We start from the raw sequence: 19200 nt of genomic DNA on the forward strand, positions 1-19200 counted from the left end.
GAGCGCTTCCCGGTAAGACCTTGTCAGCGCTCCCCTGCCATAGTCCCGCAGCTTCACTGTTACGGCCATTCATGTCCCCTCCCCCCACCGATCTCCGGGCCCTGCTGAGGACAGGACTCAGCAAGTCGCTGGCGTCGCTCCTCATCAAGGTCGCGACTGCGGGGCTGACTTACCTGATGTACGTGGTGCTCTCACGCACCATGGGCGCCGCCGAGTATGGCTGGTTCGCCTTCGGCCTGAGCCTTGCCACGGTACTCGCCATCGGCGCTTCCATGGGCCAGCAGACGGCCGTGCTCCGCTACTGGCCCGAGGAAGAGGTCGCCGGCCGCCACGACCGGGCGCTCGCCGCCCTCCGCTCGGGCGGAGCGCTGACGCTGCTCGCCGGCATCGGCCTGTCGCTCCTCTGCGTCGCCGGAGCGGCTGTGACCGGGCTCGTCGAACGCGACCCGACCTGGCACCTCTATGCCGCCGCCGCGTTGATTCTCCCCATGGCGCTCGCCGAGTACTGGTCCTCGGCCCTGCGCGCCCAGGGTTCGGTATGGACGGCGCTGACGCCACGGGACCTGATGTGGCGGCTGCTGACGCCGCTGAGCGTCGTCGCCCTTGTTCTTGCCGGCTGGCCCTTGAGCGGCTGGCAGGCTCTGCTTCTAACCGCGCTCCTGCTCGTCCTCTCGCTGGCCGTGCAGTATGCGGTGGCGCGGGCCCGCCGCTACGAGATCGCCCCCGGCTTTGCCGGCCTCCGCCCCTACTGGCGCGAACATGGCGGCGCCAGCCGCTGGTTCCTCCTCGGCACGGTGATCGATTCCGCCGCGCTCAACATGGACACCATCTTCATCGGCCTGCTCGTCACCGCCGAAGCCGCCGGCATCTACTTCAATGCCTTCCGCACTGCCGGCCTGCTGACGCTGTTCATGTTCGCCATCACGCTGGTCGTCGCGCCGATGGTGTCGCGCCACTACCACGCCGGCGAGATGCGCGCGGCGCAGGCGGTGACGGCGCTCTGCGCCTGGGCCGGTTTCGTCTTCTCGGTTGCCGTCTTCGTCGGCTACGTGGTCTTCGGAGATCTGATCCTGTCGCTCTTCGGCGACCACTCCACCGAGGGCTACTGGGTCCTGATCCTGCTGTCGGTCGGCCTGCTCTTCGATGCCGCCACCGGCCCCTCGCGCATCGTCATGATGATGACCGGGCACGAGCGCGACTACGTGCGCATCTGGGGCGGCATCATGGTTGCCGGCCTGCTGCTCGAACTCGCCGTCATCCCCTTCTACGGCATCATCGGAGCCGCCGCCGTCAACGCCGGCGCGCGCGCCGTGGCCCAGATCGCCATCGCCTGGTGGAGCCGCCGCAACATCGGCATCGACACCAGCCTCCTGGGCGCGTTCCGCGTTCATAGTCTCGTTGACCGGACCCCACGCATGGCCTCCCCTGGGCCGTCCGCCATCCGTTCATCTTGACCAGACGTACGCCCGGAGCCTATTACCGCTCGTTTTCCCCTAACCGAGTTGGACCTCACCAAGAAATGGCCGGCAGAACTCTGTACGATAAGATCTGGAACGATCACCTTGTTTCGAACAACGAGGATGGGACCAGCCTTATTTACATTGATCGCCACCTGGTCCACGAGGTGACGAGCCCGCAGGCCTTCGAGGGCCTCAGGATGAACGGCCGCAAGGTGCGCCATCCCGAGCGCACGCTGGCCGTGGTGGACCACAACGTCCCCACCACCGACCGGTCGCTCCCCAATCCGGATCCCGAAAGCGCGATCCAGATCGAGACGCTGGCCGAGAACACCCGCGATTTCGGCATCGAGTACTACGATCCCTTCGACAAGCGTCAGGGCATCGTGCACATCGTCGGCCCCGAGCAGGGCTTCACACTGCCGGGCATGACCATCGTCTGCGGCGACAGCCACACCTCGACCCACGGCGCCTTCGGTGCGCTCGCGCACGGCATCGGCACGTCCGAGGTCGAGCACGTGCTCGCCACCCAGACGCTGATCCAGCAGAAGGCCAAGAACATGCTGGTGCGTGTCGATGGCCAGCTGCCCCCCGGCGTCACTGCCAAGGACATCATCCTCGCCATCATCGGCGAGATCGGTACTGCCGGCGGCACCGGCCACGTCATCGAGTTCGCGGGCGAAGCCATTCGCGCGCTGTCGATGGAAGGCCGCATGACCATCTGCAACATGACCATCGAAGGCGGCGCCCGCGCCGGCCTGATCGCGCCCGACGAGAAGACCTTCGAGTACGTCAAGGGCCGTCCGCGCGCACCCAAGGGCGCCGCGTACGACCATGCCGTTGAGTACTGGAAGACGCTCTATTCGGACGAGGATGCGGTCTACGACAAGGTCGTGATCCTCGACGCTGCCAAGCTCCCGCCGATTGTTTCCTGGGGCTCCTCGCCCGAGGACGTGATCTCGGTGAACGGCGTCGTGCCGAACCCCGACGACATCCAGGATCCTAACAAGCGTGCGTCCAAGTGGCGTGCGCTCGAGTACATGGGCCTCGAGCCCGGCACCAGGATCACCGACATTACCGTCGAGCGCGTCTTCGTCGGCTCGTGCACCAACGGCCGCATCGAGGACCTGCGCGCCGCCGCCAAGGTCGTGGCCGGCAAGAAGGTGGCCGCCGGGGTCAACGCCATGGTGGTCCCGGGTTCGGGCCTCGTGAAGGAGCAGGCGGAAGCCGAAGGTCTCGACGTGATCTTCAAGGATGCCGGCTTCGAATGGCGCGAGCCCGGTTGCTCGATGTGCCTCGCCATGAACCCCGACAAGCTGAAGCCGCAGGAGCGCTGCGCTTCGACCTCGAACCGCAACTTCGAGGGGCGTCAGGGCTTCAAGGGCCGCACCCACCTCGTCTCGCCCGCCATGGCGGCGGCAGCGGCGGTGGCCGGCCACTTCGTCGACATCCGCGAGTGGCAGTAAGCCCAAATCAATGGACGGAGCGCACAGCTCCGTCCCTCGACGATTTCGAACAGATTGCGGCGGCGGCCTTTGCGGCCCTGCCCCCCGAGTTCAGGGCGCTCACCGGTAACGTGCCCTGCATCGTCGCCGAGTTCCCTGACGAAGAGACCGTCCGCGAGATGCGTCTCGAGAGCGAGTTCGACATCCTCGGGCTGTTCAGGGGCGTCGGCCTGCCGCAGGGGGCCGCCAATCCGCATACCGGGCAGATGCCCAACATGGTCTGGCTCTACCGCCGCCCCATCCTCGACTACTGGGCCGAAAGTGCGCACGGCGAAACGCTGGGCGAGATCATCACCCACGTGCTGGTGCACGAGATCGGCCACCATTTCGGCTTTTCCGACGACGACATGGAAGCCATCGAAGCGTCCGCTGAACGCGGCGACTAGCTCCTAGCGCAGCTCGTCGCGCTGCACGAACTCGTAGTAGCTGTCGAACGCGCCGGGGCGCTCGTCCTCAACCAGCAGCCCGTACTTCTGCGCATCGAACAGCTCGAACCACTCGTCCCAGCCGACGAGGTCGAGCCCCCCGGGCCGGTCCCCGTACTGGCTCTCGCCGGAGTTGAGGGCCTGCTGGTCGAACACGATGCGCAACACGGGCGGGCCCCCGATCCCGGTGGCCCGATCCTCGATCGCCGGATTGCCCGACCGGGCCCCTGCCCACTGCCGGATTTCGTCGTGCTTCACGAGGACCTGGGTCATGTCACTGCCTTTCTGGTCTTCTTGGCTTGGCTCCTGAGGGGGAGCTTAGCTGGAAATTGCCTCCATCTTAAGTGGTCCTGTTGCCCCTTGGTTCCACCGCCCCTGCAGGGTCCTATCGCCTTGATACGCAATACGGAGAGGGCTCTCGGACGCGACGCTTTGCCACCCCGCTGCCGACTTTCGTTAACGACTTCTTTTGCGGCTCCCGCCTAGTGTTGTTCCGATCTGTGGGACGCGAGATCAGGTATGGCCGGCGCGAGCTTCATTCTCGCCATCAATCTGTTTGTGGCGGCGCTCTTTGCGCTCGCCTTTTTCCTGGTCGGCATCTCCAACCGTGCCGACAGGGTGGCCCACTTTTTCGCCCTCGCCTACGTCTTCGGCCTGATCTACATCGCCTCCGAGTTCGTCCTGCCGCTGCAGGATGTCCCCCAGTTCGGCTACACGGTCGGTTTTGCCAGCTTCCTTGGCGCCGTCACCTCGGTGACGCTCGGCATCGCCCGCCGATACGGCCACCGGCTGCCCTGGACTGGGGTCTGGGTGACCGTAGTGATCTCGGTCGCCGCCAATTGGTTCGCCTATCTCCTGCCGCACGATACCGTGCTGCGGAACCTGATCTACCAGGCGCCATACGCCCTCATGCAAGCCATCGCTGCCTGGTTCATCCTTGTTTCGCGGCGCCGCCAGCCGATCGATATCGGACTCACCGCGCTGTTCGTCCTCAGCGCCCTGCAGTTCCTGACCAAGCCGTTTGCAGCGGTGCTGCTGGGTGGCTCCGGGGACAGTACCAGCACCTATCTCGCTACCACCTACGCGCTCTATTCCCAGTCGCTGGGCGCCATGCTCCAGGTGGCGACGGGCCTCCTGATGCTCACCCTGCTCGTCCGCGACATGCTGGTGGAGGCTACGGCGCGCTCGGAGACCGATCCCCTCTCCGGCGTCCTCAACCGTCGTGGCTTCGATGACCGCGCCACGCCTGGCATGCAGAATACGCTGCCAGCGTCGCTGGTCCTTGCCGACCTCGATTCCTTCAAGCTGGTCAACGATGCCTATGGGCACCCGGTCGGAGACCAGGTGATCGTCGCCTTCGCCCAACTGCTGCGCGACAATGCCCCGCCACAGGCCGTGATCGGACGCCTCGGCGGCGAGGAGTTCGCGGTGTTCCTGCCCGAATCCAATGCCGCGACGGCGCGGCTGCTCGCCGAGAGCCTTCGCATCAACTTTTCCGGCATGAGCATACCCGGTCTGCCCGTCTTTGCCCGCTGCACCGCGAGCTTTGGCGTCGCCGAGCGCATCGGGTCCGAAAGCCTGTCGGACCTGCGTCGCCGCGCCGATGCGGCCCTCTACACTGCCAAGCGTAGCGGTCGCGATCGGGTCATGCAGGCGGCCGACCCGCAGTCAGATGCAATGCCGCTCCACCCCGTGTCCGGCACGTCGCTTGCCCGATCCGCCTGAGCGTCAATGCACCTCGCGCCGATCGACAAACTCGAAGCCTGATCTGTCCCCGACCCTGAGCGCCAGGTTCTGGCGGTCGAGCTCGGCAAGCCAGGCGGTCCACGAGCAGGGGCTCATGCCGTCGTCCTGCGTCGGAGTTTCGGTAGGCGTGGCGGGTCCCGCGAAATGGATGGTGAGCCGGGCGCTGATCCGGCCCATGGTATCGGGCACGCGCCGCAACGCCGGCTGCCCGTGGCGGGCTGTGATCCATTCCTGGATATCGTGGTGTTCTACGAGTGTGTGGCTGTTCATCCTGGCCTCCCCTCAGATGACCTTATGATCCAGAACGTACTTTCGCCGTCCTGGTTCCGCCCCCCTCACCTCACCCTCGGGGCCGATTATGGCCCGTTTCAAATCGGCCGGAACTTAATCCACGGACATGTGGATAACCCTTGCGCGAGCTAGCCGTGAAGACGCCGCAAGACCTTCTCGATCCTGGACTTTTTTGCCGGGGCATCGATGTGGATAACGCGCTCTTCGAGGATATCGCGGAACGCCTGGCGGTGCGCGGCATCGATGACGGGCGCCGCGATCTCTGCATACATCGGGAACTGGTTGGGCGCCGCTTCCCGCACCCGCTCGAGCAGCATCGGCACTACCTCGCCATGCCCCGCAGCCGCGAGCCTAGCGAGAATCTGCACGGCCTTGTCCTTGGCGATCACCGAGCCCTTGTCGGCGGCGGCGATGATCTGCGGCAAGGCCGCCGCCACCTCGTCCGGCACCAGTTCGGTGACCGTCTCGACGGCCTGCAACGCGCCCCAGACGTTGCGATTGTTCTTCGAGCCCACGAGCGTCAGGAAGGCGCCGACATGCGGCGCCACCACGTCGGGCCGGCGAGCGCCCAGCTCGTACAGCACCTTGATCGCGTCGTTGGAAACGGCAACCGGGCCGGTCAGGGCCGCAACCAGTTCGAAGATCCCAGCCGCGTCCGGCTTGCTGGCCAGGGCCTCCGCAAGTTCGACATTCGGCCGCTCGTCGTTACGGCCGAGCGCCGAAGCCAGCCGGTTGAGGACGCTCACGCATCGACCGCCGTGTCGAGCGCCACCGTGATCATCTCCCTGAGCGAGCTCTGCCGGTCCTGGGCGCTCAGTTCCTCATGGGTGATGAGGCAATCGGTCATCGTGCAGATGGTGAGCGCCTTCTGCCCGAACCGCGCCGCCAGCGTGTAGAGGGCGGCCGCCTCCATCTCGACCCCGAGGATGCCATGTGCCGGCAGGCGCCCGTAACCGGCGAGGCCGGGCTCGATATGGTAGAAGATGTCCGACGAGAGCATGTTGCCCACGTGGTAGCGCATGCCTGCCTTCTCGGCCCTCTCCACCGACGAGCGGAGCAGCCCGAAATCGGCGATGGGTGCGAAGTTGAACGGGGCGAAGGCGTCGCGCACGATGGCGGAATCGGTGGTGGCGCCCTGCGCGATGACGAGATCGCGCACCTTCACATTGGCGTTGAGGCCGCCGCAGGTGCCGACGCGGATCAGCGTCTTCAGGCCGTAGACGTTGATCAGCTCATGCACATAGATCGACAGCGAAGGCTGGCCCATGCCGGTCGCCTGGACAGAGACGCGCTTCCCCTTCCACGTGCCGGTGTAGCCTAGGCAGTTGCGGACCGAATTCACCTGCACTGCATTCTCGAAGAAGTTCTCGGCGATCCACTTGGCGCGCAGCGGGTCGCCGGGCAGCAGGACGGCGTCGGCATAGTCTCCGGGCTTGGCATGATTGTGCGGGGTCATTTTCGGCCTCTCGTGAGAATTGTTGCAGGGCAACCAAACCCTTTGCGCCGAGGGGACGCAACCCCTATATCTGCCGCGCATTTCCTCCTCAGTTTGGGAGCCTCAACATGGTCGCGAAGATCTTCATCGATGGCGAAGCCGGTACCACGGGTCTGCAGATCCGCGAGCGCCTCGCCGGTCGCCGCGACCTCGAGGTCATCTCCATCGCCCACGACAAGCGCAAGGACCTCGAGGAGCGCAAGCGCCTCCTGAACCTCGCCGATGTCGCTATCCTCTGCCTGCCCGACGACGCGGCCAGGGAAAGCGTGTCGCTGATCGAGAACGACACTACCAAGGTGATCGACGCCTCGACTGCCCATCGCATCGCCGATGGCTGGGCCTATGGTTTTGCCGAGATGGACAAGGCGCAGTCCGCCGCCATTGCCAGCTCCAGGCGCGTCGGCAACCCCGGCTGCTGGCCGCAGGGAGCCATCGCGACGCTCCGGCCGCTGGTCGAGGCCGGCCTCGTGCCCGCCGACTTCCCCGTCACCGTCAACGGCATCTCCGGCTATTCCGGTGGCGGTCGCACCATGATCGAGGACTATGAGGCAAAGGGCGAGGACGCCAACGAGTTTGCGCTCTACGGCCTCACCTTCAAGCACAAGCACCTGCCCGAGCTGCAGAAATACGCCAGGCTCGCGCATGTCCCGCTGTTCCAGCCCGCCGTCGGCAACTTCCGGCAGGGGATGATCACGGCCGTTCCGCTGCAGCTGTGGTCGCTCGACAAGGTGCCCAGCGGCAAGCAGCTTCACGCCGCCATCGCCGACCACTTCGCTGCCATCGATGGAAGCTTCGTCGATGTCGCGCCGCTGGCCGATCTCGAGCGCACGCCTGAGCTGAACCCCGAAATCTACAACGACACCAACCGCATGCGGCTGCACGTCTTCGCCAATGACGACAAGGCTCAGGCTCTGCTCGTCGCCGTCTACGACAACCTGGGCAAGGGTGCTTCGGGTGCGGCGGTGCAGAACCTCAACCTGATGCTGGGCGTCGCGGCGGATACCAGTCTCGCCGCCTGAGGCCACGAATCGCCCGGCCGCCGGACGGTTCCCTCTATCTCCGACTTGATTCTCTACCTTCGTTGCGCCATTACACGGCCCGACCGAAAGGGACTATTGCAATGGAAAAGTTCACGACCCTCACTGGCGTCGCCGCGCCGCTGCCGATCATCAATATCGACACGGACATGATCATTCCCAAGCAGTACCTCAAGACGATCAAGCGCACCGGACTTGGCACGGCGCTATTTTCGGAGATGCGCTACCAGGAAGACGGCACGGAAAACGCCGACTTCGTGCTGAACAAGCCCGCCTATCGGCAGGCCAAGATCATTGTCGCCGGCGACAATTTCGGCTGTGGTTCCTCGCGCGAGCATGCCCCCTGGGCCCTGCTCGACTTTGGTATCCGCTGCGTGATCTCCACCAGCTTCGCCGACATCTTCTACAACAACTGCTTCAAGAACGGCATCCTGCCCATCAAGGTGACGCCCGAGCAGCTGGCTCTGCTGCAGGACGATGCCGAGCGCGGCTCCAACGCCACGCTGACCGTCGATCTCGAGGCCCAGACCATTTCCGGCCCCGATGGCGGAACCATCCACTTCGATATCGACCCGGCCCGAAAGCAGGTGCTGCTCGAGGGTCTCGACGACATCGCGACCACCCTGAAGTCCGACCCGGCGATCTCGAGCTTCGAACAGACGCTCGGCGCCCAGCGCCCCTGGATCTGACCCCAGCGGGCCCATCCCCGCGGAGGCATTGATGGTCATTCACATCTCGTCGGGTTCGCCGTTCGAAGCCAGGATCGGTTATTCGCGCGCCGTGCTGGACGGCAACATGGTCTATGTCTCGGGCACCACCGGCTACGACTACAAGACCATGGTGATGCCCGACGACGTGCGCGACCAGGCCCGCAACGCCTTCGCCACCATCAGTTACGCGCTCGAGGAAGCCGGCAGCACCATCAAGGATGTCGTGCGGGTGCGCTACTACATCACCGACATGGCCCACTATGACGGCCTGGTCGAAGTCGCAGGCAAGGTGTTCGCCGAGATTCGTCCGGCTGCCACCATGCTGGTCTGCGGCCTCACCCGGCCGGAGATGAAGGTCGAGATCGAGGTCACGGCGCGTCTCGGCGTACACGAGCGCTAGCCGCGTGGACCTCTCCGCCAGATTCCATCGCTTCGGCCCTGCGATACGGCCGTTTCTCGAGCAGACGCGCATAGCGCCGCCTGCCTCCCAGCCGCCCTGACAAGCATCCGGCGGCGACCTCGCCGCCGGGTGGTCCCACCACGGTCAGCCTCGGCTTCCCAATGAGGGGAGCGCTGCGAGCCGCCGCCCTTTCGTTTGCCGTTCCCAAGGAAGTTCCATGTCCGACGATACTTTGCTCGACCGCGCCCTCACCCGCCTCGACGAGGCTGCCAGCCACCTCAGGATCGACCAGGACGTCATCGAGAAGCTGAAGTATCCGCGCGAGACGACCAAGATGCGGCTGATGATCCGCATGGACGACGGCTCGCGGAAGTCCTTCCTCGCCTGGCGCTGCCGCTATGACGACACGCGTGGCCCGACCAAGGGCGGCATCCGCTTCCACCCGGACTCGACCATCGAGGAGGTCGAGACGCTCGCCTTCTGGATGACCTTCAAGTGCGCCGTGATGAACCTGCCCTATGGCGGCGGCAAGGGCGCAGTGCGGGTCGATCCGCGCACGCTCTCGAAGTCGGAGCTGGAGCGGTTGTCGCGTGCCTACATGCAGGCCTTCGCCCGCGTTGTCGGCCCCGATCGCGATATTCCGGCGCCGGACGTCTACACCAACGCCATGATCATGGGCTGGATGGCCGACGAGTACAGCCAGATCGTCGGCCAGCTGAGCCCTGCCGTGATCACAGGCAAGCCGATCGCCTTGGGCGGATCGCTTGGCCGCAACGACGCCACTGCGCGCGGCGGCTTCTACCTGGTGCGGCACCTCGCGAATGAGCTTGGGCTCGGCGCCGGCATGCGCGTCGCCATCCAGGGCTTCGGCAATGCCGGGCAGTATTATGCCCAGCTGGCGGGGGCCGATGGGCACAAGATCGTTGCCGTCTCCGACTCCGCCGGGGCGATCCATCGCGCCGACGGCCTCGACGTCGCTAAGCTGATTGCTGGCAAGGCCGAAGGCAAGCACGTGGCCGAACTCGCGGCCGAACTGGGCGCCGACGTCATTGCCGCAGATGCGCTGATCGCCGTCGACTGCGAGCTGCTGGTGCCGGCGGCGCTCGAGGACATGATCACCATCGAGAATGCCCCCACCATCAAGGCCAAGGTGCTGCTCGAACTCGCCAACGGTCCGGTGACTCCGGATGCCGACAAGGTGCTCGAGGCGCGCGGCATCACCGTGCTGCCCGACATTCTCGCCAATGCCGGCGGCGTGACGGTTTCGTACTTCGAGTGGGTGCAGAACCGGCAGGGCTACTACTGGGACGTCGACGAAATCCACGCCCGCCTGCTGCGCATCATGGAGCGCGAGGGCCGTGCCGTCTGGCAGATCGCCAAGGACCGCAACACCACGATGCGCACCGCCGCCTATGTGCATGCGCTGTCGCGCCTCGCCACCGCCATCGAGGCCCACGGCACCCAGCCGTTCTTCACCAGCTGACCCAGCGCGCCCCGGACTTGAGCCGGGGCGCCCACTGCGGGCACCACTGATCTAGCCTCCGCCTAACCGCGCGCCGCCTTGAAGGCGCCGAGAGCCCGCTCGACCATCTCGTCCGAGGCGGTGAGGCTGATGCGGAAGTGACTTGCCCCGCCCAGGATGCTGCCCGGCATGACGTAGACCTCGCGATCCGCCAGCCGGTTCCAGATCGCTTCGGCATCGCCCGGCCACCTGGCCCACAGGTAGAACGTCCCCTCGGGCTCGAGCACGTCGTAGCCAGCCTCGCCGAGATCGGCGATCAGCAGGTCGCGTCGCCGCGCCAGCGCCGCCTGGTCGATGCTGAGGCTCTCGAGGTCGGCGATGGCGTGCTGCATGATGGCGTTGGGGAAGCACCAGCCCAGCGCCATCTGCACCGGGAACATGGCGTCGCGCAGCGCCTGCCGCTCTGTCTCGGGCATGAGCGGGGAGATGGCGAGGTAGCCTAGCCTCTGCCCCGGCGCCAGCAGCACCTTGCCATAGCTGTAGTCGATCAGCGTCCACGGATAGACCGCCGCCGGGCTGACGAAGCCGCGACCGTCGAAGCGCAGCCGACGGTAGGGCTCGTCCGAGAGGATGAAGATGCGGCGCCCGATCCGCGCCGAGGCGCGCTCGAGCATCGCTGCAAGCGCCTCCCAGGTGGCGCGGTCGTAGATCCGCCCCGTCGGGTTGTGCGGCGAGTTCACCACGACGAGCCGCGTCCTCGGCGTGATCGCCGCCTCGATCGCCTCGATGTCGAGATCGAAACCGGGCTCTCTGAGCCGCACCGGCACCGGCACTGCATCGGCCGCAAGCAGCGTTGGCTCGTAGCAGAACCAGGCGGGTTCGGAGTAGATCACCTCGTCGCCCGCATCGAGCAGCAGGCGGAACGCCACCATGATGGCGGCGAACGCTCCCGACGTCAGCGCGAAATCCTCGGGCGCGAAGTCGAGCCCTAGCTCGGGCCCGACATGCTCGGCGAGGAACTGCTGCGGCTCGGGCTCGCTCGATTTGTAGGCGAACCAGTTCTTGTCCTCGGGCAGCGCCGCCTTCCTGAGGCCGTCGACCAGCCCCTGCAGCGGCATCTCGTGCGGATTGCCGAAGGTGAAGTCGGCTATGGCCGCATCGCCGCGTTTCTCGCCATAGCGCGAGGTGAAGTAGAACTCGGCAACACGTGCAAAGCTTCGGCTCGCCGCCAGCGCGCGCTGCGAGAGGACCGTAGTCAGGCTCTTGTGCATCTCATCCTCCTCGTCTCCCGCGGACATTGTAGAACTGGGCGCCCGCGCCCGGAAGCGGTGTACCGGGCAACGGGATTCCGTACTTTCGCCGCGCCCGCGCATTGGCTAGAAGCTGCACAGGACGGAACAACGGGATCAAAATGGCTAGCAAACTCTTCCTCCTCCCCGGCGACGGCATCGGCACCGAGATCATGCAGGAGGTCGAGAAGGTGATCGCCTGGCTCAACAGCCAGGGCGAGACCGACTTCACCATCGACACCGGCCTCGTCGGCGGCTCGGCCTACGACAAGCATGGCGCCGCCATCTCCGAGGAGGACATGCAGAAGGCGCTGGCCGCCGATGCGGTGATCTTTGGCGCCGTGGGCGGCCCCAAGTGGGACAAGGTGCCCTACGAGGTGCGCCCGGAAGCAGGCCTCCTCCGCCTGCGCAAGGATCTGAAGCTCTTTGCCAACCTGCGCCCGGCCATCTGCTATCCGGCGCTCGCCGACGCCTCCTCGCTCAAGCGCGAGCTGATCGAGGGCCTCGACATCCTCATCGTCCGCGAGCTGACCGGCGGCGTCTATTTCGGCGAGCCCAAGACCATCACCGATCTCGGTGACGGCCAGAAGCGCGCCATCGATACCCAGGTCTACGAGACCTACGAGATCGACCGCATCGTCCGCGTCGCGATGGACCTCGCCCGCACCCGCAAGAACAAGGTGCACTCGGCCGACAAGAAGAACGTCATGAAGTCTGGCGTGCTGTGGGACGAAGTCGCCCAGGCCGTGGCCAAGGACTACCCGGACGTCGAGTTCCATCACATCCTCGCCGACAACGCGGCGATGCAGCTCGTTCGCAACCCCAAGCAGTTCGACGTGATGGTGACCGACAACCTGTTCGGCGACATCCTCTCTGACGCGGCGGCGATGCTGACCGGTTCGCTCGGCATGCTGCCCTCGGCCTCGCTCGGCGCGCCCGACCCGGTGACCGGCAAGCGCAAGGCGCTTTACGAGCCTGTGCACGGCTCGGCCCCCGACATCGCCGGCAGGGGCATCGCCAATCCCATCGCCATGCTCGCGAGCTTTGCCATGGCGCTGCGCTACTCGTTCAACCTCGTGGCGCTGGCCGATCGGCTGGAAGCCGCGATTTCGGCCGTTCTGGCCGATGGCCTGCGCACCGGCGACATCGGCGAACAGAACCGCAAGACCGTCGGCACCGAGGAAATGGGCGCCGCGATCCTCAGGAAGCTGGCGGCGTAGGCGCTCCGGCGCGAACGGATAGGGACGGCCCCCTCCCATCCTCCCCCATGAAGGGGGAGGTGCCCTGCCGGTGAGCGAGGCTCGATCGAGACACAAGCTCGACTCTTCACCTCCCCCTTCATGGGGGAGGCCGGGAGGGGGCCGTCTGCTAATGGTGGGCAACCGTCACTCCTCGCGCCGCATCGGGTTGAACAGCAGCGAACTCTGGCGTCCCTCGAGGGCGTCGATGACGTCCCGCGGTTCGATCCCCATGTCGCGCAGCAGATGCGGATTCATCTGCTCGAGTTCGCCGAGCGTGATCCGCTGCAACTGGCGCACGCGCCGCTTCTCCAACCAGCGCCGGAACCATCCGGTTCGCGTCGGACGTCCAACGTGGATCAGGGTGTCGTTGATTTCGATCGTAGACATTTCGAGCGGTCCTTTCGGCCCCCCGCTCAGATTCAGTCAGTTGAGATGCTGATGATGCTACCCCGGCAGGCACGTCGCGCAGATCGCGTCGATATGCCGGTGGTCTGTGCCGCAGCAGCCGCCGATCACCCGGATATTGGGCAGTGATGGCAGCACCCGCGCGTAACGTTGCGCGAGGTCGGGGATGTTGCCGGTGTCGAGGCTCGGCGCGTTGTCGAGCTCGGCATGGCTCATCATCGAGGCATTGACCCTGAGCCCGCCGATCCGGTCCACCCACTTGCCGCCGTGGCGGACCACGGACGCAAAGTGGATCGGATGCACGCAGTTGATCATGTAGTACGCGGGGTACCAATGGGTCGCCGCGTCCACTTCGCTGATCGCCACCCCGAGCGGCTTGCCTCCCGGCAGGTTGCCGTCGGTCTCGAGCGTGAAGCTCAGCACGACGGGAACGCCGGCCTTCTCGGCTGCCCTGGCGATGCCGACCGCCTCGGGGACATTGGTGAGCGTGTAGGCGCTCACATAGTCCGCGTCGGTATCGGCAAACGCCTCGATCTGCGGCGTGTGGTAGGCGGTCGCTTCTTCGACCGTCATCCAGGCATCGTACCGCCAGGCGTCGCGCCGCGGACCGAGTACGCCCGAAATGATCGACTCGACGCCCGCCGCCGCGAACTCGGCCTGCATCTCCTCGCAGAAGGCTACCGCTATCTGGTTGGCCTCGCGCAGGCGGACGGCGTCATAGCCGGCCCGCGTGCCCCAGTCGGGATTGGCCCGCCAGGTATTGGTGTCGAACAGGAACCCCTGCCCCGCCTTCTGGCAGATCGGGATATAGGCCCGATAGTATTCGCGCATCTTCGCGCGGCCGGCCTCGCTCATGTTGAGCAGGTAGACGGACTGGTCCGGCACGTCCTGCCCTTCGTTGAAGATGAGATGGGTTTCGACGCCACCGTCAGTGACGAACATCTGCCCCCTCAATTGAGGAAGCAGGTGCGTTTGTGTACGCATCGTGTCTCTCCATGGCTCTTGATTGGAACGGCAAACGGGGCTATCGCCCTTCGCCGCGGGTGGCAAGACGTATGACGACTTTACCGGTCCGGTGATAGCGGGCAGATGGTGCAGTCAGGCGTCGTGCAGAATTGGTCAGCAGCCAGAACGGGTTAACGGGTAGGTTCCGCTAGGGACGACAACCCGGATCGGGGCGAGGAACCCGAAAACCGTACTGGAGGTACTGTAAACCGAGAGGGACCTGCCCATGCGCAAGGGTATTGAGACGCGCGAGCGTATACTGGAAATCGCCGAGGCGGCGGTGCTCGCCAAGGGATTCGGCGCCACCTCGATCGACGAGTTGATCGCCGAGGCTGGCATCACGAAGTCCGGCTTCTTCTATCACTTCAAGGACAAGAACGAACTCGCCCGCGGCCTGCTCGCCCGCTACAGCGCGCGCAACAACCTGCTGCTGGCCGGTGTCTTCGGCCGCGCCAACGAACTGACCGAGGATCCGCTCCAGCGCCTGCTGATCGGGCTAAACCTGTTCGCCGAGCACATGGCGGCAATTCCCGAAGGCCATCCGGGCTGTCTCGTCGCGACCATGAGCTACCAGGACCGGCTCTTCAATCGCGAGATCCGTGAGCTCGTGACCGAAACCGTCAAGGGCTGGAACGGCTTCTTCCGTGGGATGATCGAGGACATCCTCGCCATCTACACGCCGCGCGAGGCCATCGACCCCGATCGACTGGCTCGCACCATCTGCTGCTCGATCGACGGCGGCATCATCATGAGCAAGGCCCTCGGCCAGCCCGGCGTCCTGCCCGAGCAGATGCTCATGGCCCGCAACTACGTGAAGATGCTCTTCCACCCCGTGACCGTCCACGCGGTGCAGATCGAGGAAGTCGAGGCGGCCTAATCCGCCTCGACGCTAGGCTCCCAGCCCGAACGCCTCAGCCAAAAGCCGATACGACCGGAGCCGCAGCTCGTAGTCCCACACGGTCGTCGCGATCATCACCTCGTCCGCGCCACTCTCGGCGACCTTGCGATCGATCTCGGCCTTCACCGTCTCGGCCGAACCGACGATCCACAGCGGCCGTTGCTGCTCGATGATCCGCAGCTCGTGCGGCGTGTACTGGTGCGCCGCTGCTTCCTCGGGGGGCACGAGCTTGCGCAACTGCCCCGAATGGAACAGTGCCCAGCTCAGCTCCTGCGAACGCGACAGGAACTGCGCCTCCTCGTCGGTCGGCGCGACCAGCGCCGAGAGCGCGATGATCGCATGAGGCTTGGGGAAGGCATCCGTCGGCGTGAAGGCCGCGCGATAGGCCGCGAAAGCCGGAGCCGCTGGGGTCTGGCTGAAATGCGCCGCGAAGGAATAACCGACGCCCAGTTGCCCCGCCGCCTGCGCACTCGCCCCGCTCGAGCCGAGCAGGTACACGGGCGGCAGTTCGACCCGCTCTGGCGCCACGATCACCGGATGGAAGGGATGGTCGGGAGCGAAATTGCCTTCCTCGAAGGCCAGCATCTCGGCCAGTTCCTGCGCGAAATACTCCCCGCCCACCGAACGCAGCGCCTGGAGCGTCCGCCCGTCGCTGCCGCCGGCCCGGCCGATGCCGAGATCGATGCGGCCCGGATTGAGCCCGTTGAGCGTGCGATAGGTCTCGACGACGCGCAGCGGCACGTGGTTCGGCAGCATGACGCCGCCCGACCCGACGCGGATGCGCGAGGTATTGGCCGCCGCCGTGGCGATCAGCACCTCCGGCGAGGACGAGGCGATCGAGGGCATGCCGTGGTGCTCGGCGTACCACAGCCGGGTGAAGCCAAGCTCGTCGCCGAGCTTGGCCAGTTTCACGATGTTGCCCAGCGCATCCGGCGTCGAGGTGCCTTCGGATACCGGAGCGAGGTCGAGGATGGAGAGGGGGAGGGAAGCCATGGGGGGTTATATCGTCATTCGCCGATGGATGCCAAGGTCGCACACTCCCGTTTGACACCCCTTCCAGATTCACTAGCCTCCCGGCGTTGCGGGAGGAGAGGCTCATGTCGGGGGAGTTCGGCAGGCGCATCGCGCCGATCACCGGATCGGTGATCTTCCTGTTCGTCGCGCCTGGGGTCGTCGCAGGGCTGATGCCCTGGTGGCTTTCTGGCTGGCAGGTGGGACCGCCGCTGGCGGCCATCGAGCCGGTGCGCTGGATCGGCGTGCTGCTGCTGGTGCTGGGCGCGGTGCTGCTGGCCGAAACCTTCGCACGTTTCGCACTCGAGGGGCGCGGCACGCCGGCGCCTGTCTACCCAACCGAGACGCTGGTGGTCACCGGTTCGTACCGCTTCGTGCGCAACCCGATGTATGTGGCGGTGCTCTCGCTGATCCTCGGACAGGGGCTGCTGTTCGGCAATCTCGCCGTGCTCGCCTATGGCGCCGCGATCTGGCTGATCGTCCACCTGTTCGTCGTCAACTACGAGGAGCCGACACTGGCGCGCAGCTTCGGCGCCCAGTACTCGCGCTACAAGGCCAATGTTCGCCGCTGGATTCCGCGGCCGACTCCGTGGACGCCGGAGGACTGACCCGGCCGGAGAACCGGACCGGGTCGTCAGTGCTACTCGGCCGCCTCGAGCCCCTTGATCAGCTCGAGCGCCTGGCGCTCGAACAGGCGGCGGTAGATGCCTTCCGCCCGCTTGACCAGTTGCTCGTGCGTACCCTCCTCGACGATCCGGCCATCATCGAACACCAGCAGGCGGTCGAGGGCGCGGACTGTCGAAAGCCGGTGGGCGATGACGATGGTGGTACGGCCCACCATCAGCCGCTCCATCGCCTCCTGGATCAGCTGCTCGCTCTCGCTGTCGAGGCTCGAGGTCGCCTCGTCGAGGATGAGCACCTTCGCATCGGACAGGAACGCCCGGGCGATGGCGACGCGCTGCCGCTCGCCGCCCGACAGCTTGATGCCGCGCTCGCCCACCAGCGTCTCGTAGCCCTTGGGCAGCCGCATGATGAAATCGTGGGCGTTGGCGAGCTTGGCCGACGCCTCGATTTCGGCCCGGCTGGCGCCCGGCTTGCCATAGGCGATGTTCTCGGCCAGCGAGCGGTGGAACAGCACCGGCTCCTGCTGGACGATGGCGATCTGCTGGCGCAGCGAGGCCTGCTGCACGTCGCGGATGTCGACGCCGTCGATGGCGATCCGGCCGCCGGTCACGTCGTGCAGCCGCTGGATCAGCTTGACGAAGGTCGTCTTGCCCGAGCCCGAATGCCCAACGAGACCAACCTTCTGGCCGGGCGGGATGGTGACGTCGAGATCGGTGTAGAGCGGCTCGAGGTGCGGACCATAGTGGAAGTCGACATGTTCGAACCGGATGCCGCCCTCCTTGACGGTGAACGGCTTGGCGCCCGGCTTGTCCTCGATGCCGAGCTTCTGGTCGTTGAGCCCGACCAGTTCTTCCATGTCGTTCACCGCGCGCTGCAGGTTGCGCACGTGCTGGCCGATGTCCCTGAGGTAACCCTGGAGGACCAGGAACGTGGTGATGACGAAGGTGACGTCACCGGCAGAAGCCGACCCGTTTGCCCACAGCATCAGGCCCGAGCCGATGATGACGCAGCGCAGCACCCACAGCATCGCGTTCTGGACGGTGCCGTTGAACGTTCCCCGGTTCCAGGTCCGCGACGTGCGCTTGCGCCACTTGTCGACGACGAGGCGCAGGCGGCTCTCCTCGCGATCCTCGGCGCCGAAGCCCTTGACCACGATATTGCACGAGATGGCGTCGGCCAGCGCCCCGCCCATCCTCGTGTCCCAGGCATTGGCGAGGCTGGCCGCCGGCGCCACCCACAGTGTAGAGAGGCTGACTGTCACCGCGATGTAGATGAGCGAGCCGATGCCGACGACCAGCCCCATTACCGGCCAGAACAGGCTCAGCATGATGGTCGATCCGATGAGCATCACCAGCGAGGGAAAGAGCGCCATCAGCAGCACGTCGTTGAGGCTGTCGAGCGCCCACATGCCCCGCGTGATCTTGCGCACGGTCGAGCCGGCAAAGGCATTGGCATGCCAGTCCGACGAGAACCGCTGGACGCGGTGGAACGCGTCCTGGGCAATGTCGCTCATCCTCCTCAGCGTCAGTGCGATGATCTGCTGGAAGGCGAACTGACGCAGGATCACCGATCCGGCCCCCAGCGCCACGATGGCGAAGAAGGCCGTCATCGCCGCGTTCCAGGCGACTTCGTTGCTCGCTGCCCCCGTCGCCACCGCCTCGACCAGCCGGCCGGCGAAATAGGGGGTGAGGATATCGGCAACCGTCTCGGTGAAGAACAGCCCGACAATCAGCGCGACGCGCCTGGGCTGCTTGCGCCAGTGTCCGGCGGTAAAGCCCAGCACCTTGGCATAGGCCTGCCCGCGCAGGTTGGATGTGGTGGAAGCCATGTCGATTGTCCGGCGACTGCAGAAGGCAGCCAACCGGTCCCGGTCTGAAAACAAATCTGGAAGAATGAAGCCGGGCTGTCCCCGGCGGCGGGCTGGGTCCGTGGCGGACCGCGGGCTACCTAACGGTGGTAGCCGCTGGCTTGCCCAGCGAGGCGAGGTCGAAATGCTGTCATGTCGCGCCTCCCTGGCTGCAGTCGAGAGCTGTCAGTCATAGAGGGGTTTGGGTGGCGCGGCAAGCCCGCTAGAGCGCGGCCGCAATAGCCATCGGCGCCAATACGAAGAGAATAATCAAGGCGATCGACGGGAAGTCGACGAACTTTGCCTTGTCCTTGAGCGACATGGAACTCTCCTTCCGCCCTCAGAAACGCTGG

At 65.8% G+C, this 19200-nt stretch carries 20 protein-coding genes; 11 read left to right on the top strand and 9 right to left on the bottom strand.

Going from position 1 to position 19200, the window contains the following annotated elements; genetic code table 11:
- The first annotated feature begins 71 nt into the window (after nt 1–71).
- The 3 genes from PRN20_RS00700 (at nt 72) to PRN20_RS00710 (ending at nt 3348) form a co-directional block, all read left to right on the top strand.
- Nucleotides 72–1454 carry a lipopolysaccharide biosynthesis protein gene (locus tag PRN20_RS00700; RefSeq protein WP_273954998.1) on the top strand — a complete coding sequence of 461 codons (1383 nt, stop codon included), beginning with the start codon at nt 72–74 and terminating at the stop codon, nt 1452–1454.
- A 65-nt stretch (nt 1455–1519) separates the two neighbouring features.
- On the top strand, nt 1520–2923 hold the full coding sequence (gene leuC / locus PRN20_RS00705; RefSeq protein ID WP_273954999.1) for a 3-isopropylmalate dehydratase large subunit: 1404 nt from the start codon (nt 1520–1522) through the stop codon (nt 2921–2923).
- The gene (locus PRN20_RS00710) at nt 2914–3348 is read left to right on the top strand and encodes a metallopeptidase family protein (protein WP_273955000.1); all 435 of its coding nucleotides are present in this window, start codon (nt 2914–2916) and stop codon (nt 3346–3348) included. Before leuC ends, PRN20_RS00710 begins: the two co-directional genes overlap by 10 nt.
- Before the next feature lie 3 nt (nt 3349–3351).
- Here the strand turns inward: PRN20_RS00710 and PRN20_RS00715 are convergent, their stop codons facing one another.
- Nucleotides 3352–3660, bottom strand: a complete 309-nt coding sequence (locus tag PRN20_RS00715; protein WP_273955002.1) for a hypothetical protein — start codon at nt 3658–3660, stop codon at nt 3352–3354.
- A 246-nt stretch (nt 3661–3906) separates the two neighbouring features.
- Here PRN20_RS00715 and PRN20_RS00720 point away from each other — a divergent pair, with 246 nt between their 5' ends.
- Complete coding sequence (locus PRN20_RS00720; RefSeq protein WP_273955003.1) at nt 3907–5112, top strand: GGDEF domain-containing protein; 1206 nt, start codon at nt 3907–3909, stop codon at nt 5110–5112.
- 3 nt (nt 5113–5115) lie between these two features.
- On the opposite strand, the gene PRN20_RS00725 is transcribed toward PRN20_RS00720, so the two are convergent.
- The 3 genes from PRN20_RS00725 to deoD form a co-directional block, all read right to left on the bottom strand.
- Nucleotides 5116–5403, bottom strand: a complete 288-nt coding sequence (locus PRN20_RS00725) for a hypothetical protein (RefSeq protein ID WP_273955005.1) — start codon at nt 5401–5403, stop codon at nt 5116–5118.
- A gap of 149 nt (nt 5404–5552) precedes the next feature.
- Complete coding sequence (locus tag PRN20_RS00730; protein WP_273955006.1) at nt 5553–6170, bottom strand: hypothetical protein; 618 nt, start codon at nt 6168–6170, stop codon at nt 5553–5555.
- Entirely contained in the window at nt 6167–6880 is a 714-nt protein-coding gene (deoD, locus tag PRN20_RS00735) for a purine-nucleoside phosphorylase (protein WP_273955007.1), read from the bottom strand. The genes PRN20_RS00730 and deoD overlap by 4 nt, the downstream gene beginning before the upstream one ends.
- 107 nt (nt 6881–6987) lie before the next feature.
- Between deoD and argC the strand changes: the two genes are divergently transcribed.
- The 4 genes from argC to PRN20_RS00755 all read left to right on the top strand — a co-directional run bounded on the left by argC (nt 6988) and on the right by PRN20_RS00755 (nt 10549).
- Nucleotides 6988–7938, top strand: a complete 951-nt coding sequence (argC, locus tag PRN20_RS00740; RefSeq protein ID WP_273955008.1) for an N-acetyl-gamma-glutamyl-phosphate reductase — start codon at nt 6988–6990, stop codon at nt 7936–7938.
- Between the two features lie 101 nt (nt 7939–8039).
- A complete protein-coding gene (gene leuD / locus PRN20_RS00745; protein WP_273955009.1) occupies nt 8040–8645 on the top strand; it encodes a 3-isopropylmalate dehydratase small subunit in 606 nt (201 codons plus the stop codon).
- A gap of 31 nt (nt 8646–8676) precedes the next feature.
- Nucleotides 8677–9066 carry a RidA family protein gene (locus tag PRN20_RS00750; protein WP_273955010.1) on the top strand — a complete coding sequence of 130 codons (390 nt, stop codon included), beginning with the start codon at nt 8677–8679 and terminating at the stop codon, nt 9064–9066.
- A 217-nt stretch (nt 9067–9283) separates the two neighbouring features.
- Nucleotides 9284–10549, top strand: coding sequence for a Glu/Leu/Phe/Val family dehydrogenase (locus tag PRN20_RS00755; RefSeq protein WP_273955011.1), 1266 nt, complete (start codon nt 9284–9286; stop codon nt 10547–10549).
- 62 nt (nt 10550–10611) lie between these two features.
- Here the strand turns inward: PRN20_RS00755 and PRN20_RS00760 are convergent, their stop codons facing one another.
- Entirely contained in the window at nt 10612–11799 is a 1188-nt protein-coding gene (locus PRN20_RS00760) for an aminotransferase class I/II-fold pyridoxal phosphate-dependent enzyme (protein ID WP_273955012.1), read from the bottom strand.
- A gap of 140 nt (nt 11800–11939) precedes the next feature.
- Between PRN20_RS00760 and leuB the strand changes: the two genes are divergently transcribed.
- Nucleotides 11940–13037, top strand: a complete 1098-nt coding sequence (gene leuB, locus PRN20_RS00765) for a 3-isopropylmalate dehydrogenase (protein ID WP_273955013.1) — start codon at nt 11940–11942, stop codon at nt 13035–13037.
- A 165-nt stretch (nt 13038–13202) separates the two neighbouring features.
- Here leuB and PRN20_RS00770 read toward each other — a convergent pair whose 3' ends face one another.
- The gene (locus tag PRN20_RS00770) at nt 13203–13445 is read right to left on the bottom strand and encodes a DUF1127 domain-containing protein (protein ID WP_273955014.1); all 243 of its coding nucleotides are present in this window, start codon (nt 13443–13445) and stop codon (nt 13203–13205) included.
- Nucleotides 13446–13502: 57 nt separating this feature from the next.
- Nucleotides 13503–14405, bottom strand: a complete 903-nt coding sequence (locus PRN20_RS00775; protein ID WP_273955015.1) for a homocysteine S-methyltransferase family protein — start codon at nt 14403–14405, stop codon at nt 13503–13505.
- A 289-nt stretch (nt 14406–14694) separates the two neighbouring features.
- Between PRN20_RS00775 and PRN20_RS00780 the strand changes: the two genes are divergently transcribed.
- Nucleotides 14695–15345: a TetR/AcrR family transcriptional regulator gene (locus PRN20_RS00780; protein ID WP_273955016.1), complete on the top strand. Its 651-nt coding sequence runs from the start codon at nt 14695–14697 to the stop codon at nt 15343–15345.
- Nucleotides 15346–15357: 12 nt separating this feature from the next.
- On the opposite strand, the gene PRN20_RS00785 is transcribed toward PRN20_RS00780, so the two are convergent.
- Nucleotides 15358–16359, bottom strand: coding sequence for an LLM class flavin-dependent oxidoreductase (locus PRN20_RS00785; protein WP_273955017.1), 1002 nt, complete (start codon nt 16357–16359; stop codon nt 15358–15360).
- Between the two features lie 104 nt (nt 16360–16463).
- On the opposite strand from PRN20_RS00785, the gene PRN20_RS00790 reads away from it, so the two are divergent.
- Nucleotides 16464–16985, top strand: a complete 522-nt coding sequence (locus PRN20_RS00790) for a methyltransferase family protein (protein WP_273955018.1) — start codon at nt 16464–16466, stop codon at nt 16983–16985.
- Nucleotides 16986–17017: 32 nt separating this feature from the next.
- Here the strand turns inward: PRN20_RS00790 and PRN20_RS00795 are convergent, their stop codons facing one another.
- Nucleotides 17018–18829 carry an ABC transporter ATP-binding protein gene (locus tag PRN20_RS00795; protein ID WP_273955020.1) on the bottom strand — a complete coding sequence of 604 codons (1812 nt, stop codon included), beginning with the start codon at nt 18827–18829 and terminating at the stop codon, nt 17018–17020.
- Nucleotides 18830–19200 lie beyond the last annotated feature (371 nt).

The organism is Devosia sp. ZB163, from assembly GCF_028613635.1.
In the GTDB taxonomy this organism is placed as follows: domain Bacteria; phylum Pseudomonadota; class Alphaproteobacteria; order Rhizobiales; family Devosiaceae; genus Devosia_A.